Consider the following 10,909-nt stretch of genomic DNA (forward strand, 5'->3'; position numbering starts at 1 on the left):
CCTCTCACTCAATTTTTTTCGGGAGGAAAGGAAATGGCATACGGGGCAAAGACATACACACTTCGGGAGGAATCCACGGAAAGCGGCGCAAGGTATTTTATCAGTTTTAGGGACGGGCAGGGGAAATCTCACGAGTTGGAAGTATCAGAACAGCTATTTTTTGAATTTCGGCAGATGGAACGGAAAAATAGAAACCTTCAGCAATGGAATCAGCGGCACAGGGAGTTTAACGAGGTATGGGACGAAACGCTTTACAGACGTGCGTTAAGAGTGCCTAAATCGCTTGATGAAAGAATGATTGAAAAAGAACGGAATGAACTGTTTTACAAAGCTATTGCCCGACTGCCAGAGATACAAAGGCGGCGTTTCCTGCTCTACTACGAGTATGATTTCAACTTTTATCAAATCGGCAAGATGGAGCATTGCACCGCTTCCGCTATCCAGAAGTCCGTTTCGGTTGCAAGGGAAAAGGTCAAGGCAGAAATGAAGAAATATCTCCAACCGTGACAGTCACCGCCCGAAAAAGAAGTTTGCTCTTAATAGGTGTGGGATTGGCGGCAATACATACTCTCACTTTTTTTCGTGGGAGTAAATCTTTTTAAGGAGGTTTATTTTTATGTGCAACAAAACCAAAACCACAGCCCGAAAGGAGGAAAGCCATGCAGAAGTTACAGACAGTCAATGCAGACACGCTCCTTTATGAGCCGCTTGAGAAACCGTCCTTTGTAGTGGACGGTCTGATACCCACGGGCTTAACCCTTTTCTGCGGCTCACAGAAAATCGGCAAGAGCTGGCTCATGTTAAAGCTCTGCCTATGTGTGTCACAGGGAATCCCCTTATGGGATATGCCGACACGGGAGGGCGATGTGCTTTACCTCTGTCTGGAGGACACGTTCTGCCGCATACAGGACAGGCTGTTCCGCTTGACGGACGAAGCAAGTGGGCGGCTCCACTTTGCGGTGGCAAGCGATAAGCTGTCAGACGGTCTTATTGTGCAGTTGGAAGATTATCTGAAAGAATACCCCGACAGCAGGCTGATTGTCATTGACACCTTGCAGAAAATCCGCACCGCATCCAAAGACAACGCCTATGCAAGCGATTACGGGGACATCTCCCTTATTAAAGACTTTGCCGACAGGCACTCATTGGCGGTCATTGTCGTACACCACATCCGAAAGCAGAACGACAGCGATGTGTTCAACAAGGTGTCTGGCACGACGGGATTGACGGGGAGTGCGGACGCCACCTTTGTTCTGGAACAGGAAAACCGTGCGTCCAATGCCGCAAAGTTATATGTGACGGGCAGGGACACACCCTATCAGGAGTTTAAGCTCCGCTTCCGTGATTGCAGTTGGGAACTGGTGGAACGTAAGGAGCAGGAACAGCTTGCGAAAGAAGCGATACCTGATGTTCTTTTTCGTCTGGTTGATTTCATGCAGGGCAGGGAGGGATGGACTGGCACAGCCACCGAGTTACTGGACGCTCTGGGGGAAACAGGGACAGCGGCAAATGTCTTGACGAAGTGGATGAACGAGTACCGCCTTGACTTCCTGCTTGAAAACCATATCCGCTATGATTTCAGCCGCAGGAGCAACGGGCGGATGATTTCCCTTGCAAGGCAGGAAGATGTGGGGAATGACGGTCATGACGATGATGACGGTGTTTTTGGGATGCCCCCGCCGCTGTCATCCCTACGGGAGAACACCCCGTAAACGCAACATGCAGGCGTGGGCATTACTCGCCCTTTTCGGCTCGTAAAGCCACCCCTGCGGTCAGAAAAATCCCCCGATTTTTCCGACTGCGTTTACAGGGTGTAACACACTACACTTTGCCCTGCAAAGTCGTGTGCCAGACGTTCCCTCTGGACTCCCTTATGGCAGGGCTTACGCCCTGCTTATCCTGCGCTTTCCGCTTCGGATAAAAGAATATCGGCGTGACGGTTACGGCTCTTATGAGGGGGTATCCCAAAAACACCGTCATCATCGTCATGACCGTCACGCACCAAAGACAGGAAGCGACAGTTACCCGCCGAAAGAAAGGAAGATGATGAACTATGCCCTATGCAATCCTGCGTTTCCAGAAACGCAAAGCAGGCGGCGTTGCGGCTTGTGAACGCCACAACGAGAGGAAGAAAGAAGCCTATAAAAGCAACCCAGACATTGACGTGGGACGCTCCAAAGATAACTACCATCTTGTGAATCCACCCCGTTACACCTACAAAAAAGAGATAAACCGAATGGTAGATGAAGCGGGCTGTAAGGTAAGGAAAGACAGCGTGATGATGGTGGAAACGCTCATCACCGCTTCGCCCGAATTTATGAACAGCTTACCGCCAGAAGAACAAAAAGCCTATTTCCAGACGGCTCTTGACTTCATTTCGGAACGTGTGGGAAAGCAGAATATCCTCTCCGCAGTCGTCCACATGGACGAAAGAACGCCCCATATGCACCTGTGCTTTGTGCCGCTCACGCCCGACAACAAGCTGTCAGCGAAGTCTATCTTAGGCAATCAAAAGAGCCTGTCCGAGTGGCAGACCGCCTACCATGAGCGGATGTCCGCACGGTGGAATCCGCTTGAACGGGGGCAGTCCTCAATGGATACAAAGCGCAAGCACATCCCCACATGGCTCTATAAACTAGGCGGCAGGCTTGATAAACAGTATGAAGAAATCGTGTCTGCCCTCTCCGACATTAACGCCTTTAACGCAGGAAAGAAGCGTGACAAGGCTCTGGAACTGATTGCGGCGTGGCTCCCAGACGTGGAGAAATTCTCTAAGGAAATCGGCAAACAGAGAGCTTATATCGACAGCTTGAAAGAGAGAATCGGGCAGGAATCCGACTATGCGGGGCGTATGCGTGATGAAAAGTACGAGCAGGAATTAAAGGTACAGAAATCCAACCAGAGGATATTTGAGTTGCAGAAAACCAATCAGCAGATGGAAAGGTTATTGAAAAAAATACCGCCAGAGGTATTGGAAGAATTACAGAAAACAGGCAGAACCAGACAAAAAGAAAGGTAGGGATGTGAATGAAGAAACAGGATTTTAAGGTATTAAAGACCGCAGATTTATACCCGTTTCCCGATAACCCGTTTCATGTAGTGGAGGATGAAATGTTATCAGAATTAGCAGAGAGTATCAAAGAGTTTGGAATCGTAACGCCGATAATCACACGCCCGAAAGAGGACGGGAACGGTTATGAAGTGATTGCAGGGCAGCGGCGTGTGCGCGCTTCGGAGCTTGCAGGGTTAAACACAATCCCCGCTTTTGTCCTGCCCTTAGACCGTGACCGAGCCATCATCACCCTTGTGGACAGCAATTTGCAACGAGAAAATATCCTGCCGAGCGAGCGGGCGTTTGCCTACAAGATGAAATCCGAAGCCATGAAGCGGCAGGGTTTCCGCACAGACTTAACCTCGTCACAAGTTGGGACGAGGTTGCGGACAGACGATAAGGTGGCACAGGGCTTCGGCGTTGGCAGGATGACCGTGCAGAGATTTATCCGATTGACGGAACTGATACCGCCGATTTTGCAGATGGTGGACGAGGGGAAAATCGCCCTCACGCCTGCGGTGGAGCTGTCCTTTTTGAAGAAAGACGAGCAGGAAAATCTACTCGCCACAATGGAGAGCGAAGAAGCAACGCCCTCACTCTCACAGGCACAGCGGATGAAAAGCCTTAGCCAGAGCGGGCGGCTTGACATGGATATGATATTTTCCATTATGACCGAGGAAAAGGAAAACCAGAAAGAAACCTTGAAAATCAACACAAGCAGGCTGAAAAAATATTTTCCGAAGAACACAACGCCGAAGCAGATGGAGGACGCCATCATCAAACTGTTAGAGCGTGAATTGCAGAGGAAACGGAACAGGGACAGCCGCTAATCTTCTTTTTTCGGGAGGTAAATACAGAAAGTTGAGGTAGAAAATGAAAGAAATCCAGTACGAGATTGTAAAGAAAATCGCCGTATTGTCCATGAGCGACAGCGGCTACGCAAAGGAAATCAACTTGATTTCATGGAACGGGAACGAGCCGAAGTATGACATCCGCAGTTTTTCTCCCAACCATGAGAAGTGCGGAAAGGGAATCACGTTGACTGCCGATGAAGCGGCGGCTCTCCTTAAAGCATTGCAGGAAGAATTGAACAGCGGGGATTGATTGTGTCTGATTGGCAGGTGGGGACGTTTTCAGACGCTCCCCTGCCCTGTCTGGAAAGGAAGATTTGAATATGGGCGAGGATAAGACAACGAACAAAAAGAGAAAGCGTATCATGCCAAAAGCACAAGTGCAGGTAATTATCAGTCGGGAATATGTCGGTACACAGACCGTTGCCGAAGCGTTTATCCCGATTATCTCCGAAGATATACGGAGGGGGATTGGCAAAGATGACACCTTCGACAATGAGGATATATCCGCTTAGAATGTACGCAATGGAACATGAAATTAAGTAGAGCAAGGACGGAGGTTTAACAGTATGGCAGGGATAAGAACGGGGAATCAGATTTATGAAGTCGGCATTTACTGCCGCTTGTCAAAGGACGATGGCACGGAAAACGAGAGTGCGAGCATTGCCACGCAGAAATCCATCCTCACGGATTATGTGAAAAAGCAGGGCTGGCATTTGGCAAAAACGTATGTGGACGACGGGTACTCTGGTACGAATTTCCAAAGACCGAGCTTCCAGAACATGATTAAGGACATTGAAAACGGACGGATAAACTGCGTGATTACGAAAGATTTATCACGTTTAGGGAGGAACTACCTTGACTGCGGATTATATTTGGAAGTCTTTTTCCCAGAGCATAATGTGAGGTATATAGCGGTCAATGACGGCGTGGATACCTTGAATAAATCGGCGATGGACATCACCCCATTCCGCAATATCCTAAACGAAATGTACTCTGCCGATGTGTCGGTTAAGATAAAATCGGCGTACCGAGCGAGATTCCAGCAGGGGAAATTTATGGGGACGTATGCACCCTATGGATATATCAAAGACCCTGCCGACCACAACCATCTGCTGATTGACGATAAGGTGGCGCACGTTGTAAGGGAGATATTTGACCTTGCATTAGCGGGAAATGGACTTGGAAAAATACGCAAGCACATCAACAGCCAGCACGTTTTACGCCCTGCCGCTTATGCGGCGGAGCAGGGAGCAACAGGCTATGAGAGATACTTTGAGGACAACGAAGAAAACCGTTATATCTGGAGTGAGAACAGCTTGAGGAATATTTTAAGAAGCCCTATCTATGCAGGAAACCTTGCAGGCTACAAGCGGATTGCCGCCAATATGAAAAGCAAGAAAAGACCGTCCAAGCTGCCAGAAGAATGGGAAGTGATACCCGACACCCATGAGGGCATAGTCACACAAGAAGAATTTGATACTGTCCAACAGCTTATGACGAGCCGCAGACGGGAAAAGAATAAGGGTGACTTTGAGAATATTTTTTCAGGTGTTATCAAGTGTGCGGACTGCGGCTATGCTCTGCGGGCTATGAGCGCAAACAGGAGGAAACGCCCCGACATCATCGACTGCGTACAATATACCTGCAATAATTATGGCAGGTATGGCAACGTCATGTGTACCGCACATGCCATTGAAGCGAGGGATTTATTCAATGCCGTGCTTGCCGACATCAACCGTTTTGCGGATATGGCGGTGAATGACGAGCGGGCGGTGAGGGCGATTGAAAAGCGGCTCACGGAAACAGACCAGAGCAAGGCAAAGGCAATGGAGAAAGAACAAAAGAAGCTGAACAAACGCCTTGCGGAGCTTGACAGGCTGTTTTCCTCTCTCTATGAGGATAAGGTCATGGAGCGTATCACCGAGCGGAATTTTGAGATGATGTCGGGGAAATACCAGAAAGAACAGCTTGAAATCAAAGCGAGATTAAAAGAGGTAACGGAAACGCTCAACGAAAGCTATGAGAAGTCGCAGGGAATCCGTGACTTCCTCTCCCTTATCCGCAACTATCAAGGCTTAAAAGAACTGGACGCAACAGTGGTAAATGCACTGATAGACAAGATACTTGTTTCGGAGCGTGAGAAGTCAGCGGACGGAACGGTTAAGCAGGAAATCAAGATTTACTATAAATTCATCGGCTTTGTCGGTGAATTACATATCACACCCACAAAGCGGTGGACGGCGTTACCCGCTAAACACTGTACGGTGTGCGGCGTTGAATATGTCCCTGGCTCTGGCATATCGAAGTATTGCCCTGCTTGCGCCAAGAAGATACAGAGAGAGAAGTCAAACGAAAGCAAACGCAGGAGCAGGGAACAGAAAAGGATGGCATGTATTGAACTGTCCGCAAAAAATGACCGACTGACCTGACCCAGCGCGAGGGCAGGATCAAAAGAAGGGGCAACAATAACCCGCTTGTCCACGTTTTCCGTTATGTAACTGAATCAACTTTTGACAGCTACTTATTCCAAACCGTGGAGAAAAAACAGCAGTTTATCGGGCAGATCATGACCTCGAAATCCCCGGCCCGGTCCTGTGAGGACGTGGACGAAGCGGCGCTTTCATATGCGGAAGTGAAAGCTCTCTGTGCAGGCGACCCGCGCATTAAGGAGCGTATGGAGCTGGACGTGGATGTGGCAAAATTGCAGATCATGAAGGCCAGCCACCATAGTCAGCAGTACGATTTAGAGGACAAGATAAGGCTTTACTTCCCCCAGGAGCAGCAGCGGTTAGAGTGGAGGATAGAGGGTCTCCAAAGAGATATGGCCGTTCTTGCGGAGCATCCTCTGCCTGTTGAGGGTTACATAGGGATAGATTTACTCGGGCAGCACTTTGACGAGCGTAAAAAAGCCGGTATCGTGCTGCTGAATGAATGTAAAACCGTCAAAACAAATACCATGACAAAGGTTGGTGAATATCGCGGGCTGGAGGTTCACGTTAAGAAACAAAATTTGCTCAGTGATGTGGAAATCCTTCTCAAGGGCTCGGTTGAGTATGCTTTTACCGCCAGTGATTCTGATATAGGGAATATTACCCACATTGACAATATCCTAAAACAACTGCCGGAGGAATTGGAAAAAGCAAAGGCCAGTTTGGATAACGTCAAACAGCAGATGGAGAGCGCCAAGGCCGAGGTTGGCAGGCCCTTCCCCCAGGAACAGGAGCTTAAGGATAAGCTGGCGCGGATCGTCGAGCTGGATATTGCTCTGAAAATGAAAGACGGTCCTTCGCAGGCAAACTCTCCGGAGCCGGTATCTGCCCGGGGACAAACTGAAGAGATAGGGATATAGCCTGGGAAGCATTTTGTCAAGGGAACATGATACTTTTGGCAGGCTTTTCCTTTCACACCATCCGGAAAAGCCTGAAAACAAGCCGGATTCCTGGCTTTGAAAAAAACCGAAAGATGTGACCCCAATGAGACTTTTTCCTGTTATAATATGTATTGTAAAAGAGTGTGGAGAGCGGGACTGAAAACGGTTCCGTTTTTTCATGCTCACTTTTTTGATTGGAGTGATGCCATGGAAGAACAGCTCAACAATCGTTTATACGCAAAAATGAAAGCGGAGCAGGACGAGTATCAGGCCCAGCTGCTGGCTATGCCGCCGGAGGAGATACTGGAACATTCTTGGGAATACACAGCCAGGGAGGACATTCTTGAGGCGGCAGGCAGTGGAGCGCTGCCGGAAGAGCAGGCCGGAGCGCTGCTGAAATCCCCTTGCCCCCTGGCCGATGTGGTGAAAGAATACCGCGGCCAGGATGTAGACAATGGGCATATCTATGGAGCTCTGGAGGATGCCGCAAAACTGCATATGGAGCCGCCCATCTACCGGCAGACCGCTCAGTATGCCATGGAGCATGGCGAAAGGGACGCATACTTTGCCTCCCGGAAAGCCTATGCGGATTGCAGGAGAGCAATAGAGGATTCTATCAGCAGCCATTTTGACGGTATGCACTTGGACAAGGAATGTCTTACAGAGGTCATGGAGAAGTACGGTTCAGAGCGCGTAAGTGGTGTGCTGGCCTGCACCATTCAGCATAAGGAATGGGACGCACGGTTTTCACGGAGCAATCGGGAATGGGCGATGAAAGCCGATACCTCTCACATGGGAAAAGAGCCGTACCAGTTCTTGTGCGAGAGCCATCCGGCGATACTGGATGGCTTTGTTTCTATGTTCCGCAGGGAGGTTTTGGAGCAGAAACGAGATGAAAAAGCCACCGCTCCTGCACAGCACAAGCCCCAAGAAAGGAGTGATGATTTTGAACTATGACAACAATTCTGCCGCCAGAGGCCCCCCTGGGGGCTTTTTTCTTTCAATTATCATAATGACTTTTGCAAAACATGCGTTTTGCTCATCCCTATTATAATACGGAATCGAGGTGAAAGCTATCGCAAAAAAAGAAAATTTGGTGACGCTGACCATTGCTTTCCCGGACGATAAACGGGAGGCTTTGGAGCATTTTTTGGACGAAACCGGCGGCAAAATTGAGGACTGCCTAGCTGAATCCATGGAGGATTGGTATAGGAAAACCGTGCCGGTCGGGGTCCGGAAGTACCTGGACGCCAAGTGGGAAAAGGAGTGCGGAGCACCGCCGGAGCCTCTTAAAGCTCCTGCCCCGGAGCCGGAGGGAAGCACGGACGCCCCCTCTTGGGAGGGCTGACGGGGAGCAAAAGTGGAGCCGCAGGCTCCACCCGTAGAGGGAACGGCCGCAGGGCGTTCCCGGTACTAGCCAGCATCGCATTTGTCGGACAAAGCGTCAGACATTCTGTCTGACACTCTGCCCGCAAATGCCCGCTGACGCGGCTGGCCAGGGGTTGCGCCCCTAGTACCCCCTTTTTTAATGCCCCGGCGGTTTTGGAAAGGAGCTGTTGCACATCGCAAGTACAAACCGGACGCAGAGAATCACTCTGCGGTTAAGTGAGGTGGAGAGCAGAAGAATTACCAGGAGGGCTAAGTCATGCGGACTGAGCAAGTCGGCTTACGTCCGGCAGCTCATTGTTGGGTACGAGCCGAGGGAATCCCCGCCCGCCGATTACTTCCACATGACGTTGGAGCTGAAACAGATCGGCAATAATCTGAATCAGCTTGCTTTTGTGGCGAACGCCACCGGCCTTATAGATGAGGCGGCGTACTATGAGCAGGTGGTCCGCCTGCGTGACAGCCTGCGGCGGATCGAGAGAGCCGTGCTGGGTACAGCAGATGGCGCAGACGAAGATATGGAAGATTGACCATCACCTGGGCCGGTGCATCCGATACATCATGAACCCGGTGAAAACCCTGGAAGGCAAGCTGGTGACTGGCGTGAATCTGTTTATTCCTCCTAACGACTGGCAGGCTCCCACCAATCAGATGATCAGTACCAAGCTGCGTTTTGGAAAACAGGGCGGCAGGCTAGCCTACCACTTGGACCAGAGCTTTAAGCCGGGGGAGGTCACGCCGGACGTGGCCCACCAGATCGGCGTGGAGCTGGCAAAGGAACTGTTTGGGGATAAGTATGAGGTAGTGGTCGCCACCCACACAGATAAGGATCATATCCACTCGCACATTATCCTCAACTCGGTTTCCTTTGTGGACGGGCGCAAGTTCCACCAGCCCAACGCCATGTATTATGACCGTATCCGCAAAGTGTCCGACCGGCTTTGTGAGAAGTACGGCCTTTCTATTATAAAGGAGGCAAAGTCACACAAGTATGAGAGCTATCCCGCCCAGCACCACCAGGAGCCGCAGCCCTCCCCCACGGTCCACTCCCTCATGTATGAGGATATGGACCGGGCGGTTGAGACCGCAAAAGACCTGGACGATTTCTATCGCGTTCTGGCACAGATGGGCTACCGGGTCAAGCGGGAGGGTAAATACCCGGCGATCTCCCCGGAAGGTCACGGCTTTTCCCGGCTGTACAAATTCAAGGACGGATATACCGAGGAGGATATCCGCCAGCGCATAGCTGAGAAGAACCACAGTCCCCACCGTCAGAAACCCAGGCCGGTCTATGGAGCGTGGAAGAACCCAGCGGAACAGCAGGCGTACAAAAAGCGCTATACCGGCTATTACGCCCGGAGATATGACCGCCGTGGGTTGAACGCCACCTACTTACATTACCGTTATATGCTGGTGAGCATCCGGCGGCAGAGTTATCCGCGCTATCCCACTATCGAGCAGCGCAAGGCCCTGGCCAAGCTGGAAAAGTATTCCCAGGAGGCGCGGCTGCTGGTACGCAACAAAATTCAGACCGGAAAGGAGTTGAGCGCCTATCAGGTTTCGCTAGGTGAAAGAATCCATGAACTGCACAAAGAGAGGTGGTATCTGAAACGGGATTTGCAGAAGAACCCCACTTGGGAGGAAAGGCAGGTGATAGAGCAGAAAATCTCAGGTATTAACCAGCGGCTGAAACCGCTCTACCGGGAGCGGAGTCTTTGCAAGGATATAGAGGAGCGCTGCGGCTCCATAACGGCAGCGGTAAACCGTGAGAAAGAATCAGCCATGGGTGACATGGCAAGGGAGCGAGGTGATGAATTATGGACAACACAACAGAGGCAGTAGACACCGTGTTCCGGGTGACATACAAGGGCATTGCCTATGTGTTCCGAATTATCGAGGAGGCGGCGCGCGCCGGGGAGCGGAACAACGCCCGGCTTGCCGGGGTCATGGCTGGGATGAACCAGCAGGACTACAGTACCCGCAGCGCCATGGAGATGGAGCGGATGATTCAGCAGGGCAAGGGTTTCTGCCAGTTTGACCTTATGGAAAGGGATTACAGGACTTTTGCGGAGGCCGCGAGAAACGCGGGTGTGCGGTTTTCCTGTGTGAGCCTGGTGTCAACGCCAATTTGAAATTGTAAGAAAACGCCGAAGAAATTTTGTAGTTTTTCGGCGGGGGGGGGGGTAACAAAACTAAGCGTTTCCTTGCTCAAAAAGAGTGTTCACGATTTGCTGTTTCTGGCGCATG

13 protein-coding genes are annotated in these 10,909 nt (G+C 50.7%); all 13 read left to right on the plus strand.

The genetic code is table 11. From position 1 onward, the window contains the following. Positions 1 to 33 precede the first annotated feature (33 nt). The 13 genes from D7X94_RS11415 to D7X94_RS11480 all read left to right on the plus strand — a co-directional run bounded on the left by D7X94_RS11415 (position 34) and on the right by D7X94_RS11480 (position 10,794). The gene (locus tag D7X94_RS11415) at positions 34 to 507 is read left to right on the plus strand and encodes an RNA polymerase sigma factor (RefSeq protein ID WP_004070755.1); all 474 of its coding nucleotides are present in this window, start codon (positions 34 to 36) and stop codon (positions 505 to 507) included. 152 nt (positions 508 to 659) lie between these two features. Continuing rightward, positions 660 to 1,712, plus strand: coding sequence for an AAA family ATPase (locus D7X94_RS11420; protein WP_004070756.1), 1,053 nt, complete (start codon positions 660 to 662; stop codon positions 1,710 to 1,712). Positions 1,713 to 2,053: 341 nt separating this feature from the next. Beyond that, on the plus strand, positions 2,054 to 3,019 hold the full coding sequence (mobV, locus tag D7X94_RS11430) for a MobV family relaxase (RefSeq protein ID WP_120427822.1): 966 nt from the start codon (positions 2,054 to 2,056) through the stop codon (positions 3,017 to 3,019). Positions 3,020 to 3,027: 8 nt separating this feature from the next. Further along, positions 3,028 to 3,882, plus strand: coding sequence for a ParB/RepB/Spo0J family partition protein (locus D7X94_RS11435; protein WP_120427823.1), 855 nt, complete (start codon positions 3,028 to 3,030; stop codon positions 3,880 to 3,882). A 43-nt stretch (positions 3,883 to 3,925) separates the two neighbouring features. Further along, positions 3,926 to 4,156 (plus strand): YdbC family protein, encoded by a 231-nt coding sequence (locus tag D7X94_RS11440; protein WP_004070761.1) that lies wholly within the window; start codon positions 3,926 to 3,928, stop codon positions 4,154 to 4,156. A gap of 70 nt (positions 4,157 to 4,226) precedes the next feature. Beyond that, a complete protein-coding gene (locus D7X94_RS11445; RefSeq protein WP_004070763.1) occupies positions 4,227 to 4,418 on the plus strand; it encodes a hypothetical protein in 192 nt (63 codons plus the stop codon). A 54-nt stretch (positions 4,419 to 4,472) separates the two neighbouring features. After that, complete coding sequence (locus D7X94_RS11450) at positions 4,473 to 6,335, plus strand: recombinase family protein (protein ID WP_120427824.1); 1,863 nt, start codon at positions 4,473 to 4,475, stop codon at positions 6,333 to 6,335. Positions 6,336 to 6,580: 245 nt separating this feature from the next. After that, entirely contained in the window at positions 6,581 to 7,255 is a 675-nt protein-coding gene (locus tag D7X94_RS11455; protein WP_147401714.1) for a helicase, read from the plus strand. Between the two features lie 228 nt (positions 7,256 to 7,483). After that, positions 7,484 to 8,233 (plus strand): DUF3849 domain-containing protein, encoded by a 750-nt coding sequence (locus D7X94_RS11460; protein ID WP_158591007.1) that lies wholly within the window; start codon positions 7,484 to 7,486, stop codon positions 8,231 to 8,233. A 139-nt stretch (positions 8,234 to 8,372) separates the two neighbouring features. Further along, the gene (locus tag D7X94_RS11465; protein ID WP_147401716.1) at positions 8,373 to 8,624 is read left to right on the plus strand and encodes a DUF6103 family protein; all 252 of its coding nucleotides are present in this window, start codon (positions 8,373 to 8,375) and stop codon (positions 8,622 to 8,624) included. A 208-nt stretch (positions 8,625 to 8,832) separates the two neighbouring features. After that, positions 8,833 to 9,192, plus strand: coding sequence for a plasmid mobilization protein (locus tag D7X94_RS11470; RefSeq protein WP_243111286.1), 360 nt, complete (start codon positions 8,833 to 8,835; stop codon positions 9,190 to 9,192). Continuing rightward, the gene (locus tag D7X94_RS11475; protein ID WP_158591008.1) at positions 9,098 to 10,504 is read left to right on the plus strand and encodes a relaxase/mobilization nuclease domain-containing protein; all 1,407 of its coding nucleotides are present in this window, start codon (positions 9,098 to 9,100) and stop codon (positions 10,502 to 10,504) included. The genes D7X94_RS11470 and D7X94_RS11475 overlap by 95 nt, the downstream gene beginning before the upstream one ends. Continuing rightward, positions 10,480 to 10,794, plus strand: a complete 315-nt coding sequence (locus D7X94_RS11480; protein WP_120427829.1) for a DUF3801 domain-containing protein — start codon at positions 10,480 to 10,482, stop codon at positions 10,792 to 10,794. The genes D7X94_RS11475 and D7X94_RS11480 overlap by 25 nt, the downstream gene beginning before the upstream one ends. Positions 10,795 to 10,909: the final 115 nt, after the last annotated feature.

Origin of the sequence: Acutalibacter sp. 1XD8-33, from assembly GCF_003612555.1 — a bacterium.
Lineage (GTDB): Bacteria > Bacillota > Clostridia > Oscillospirales > Acutalibacteraceae > Acutalibacter.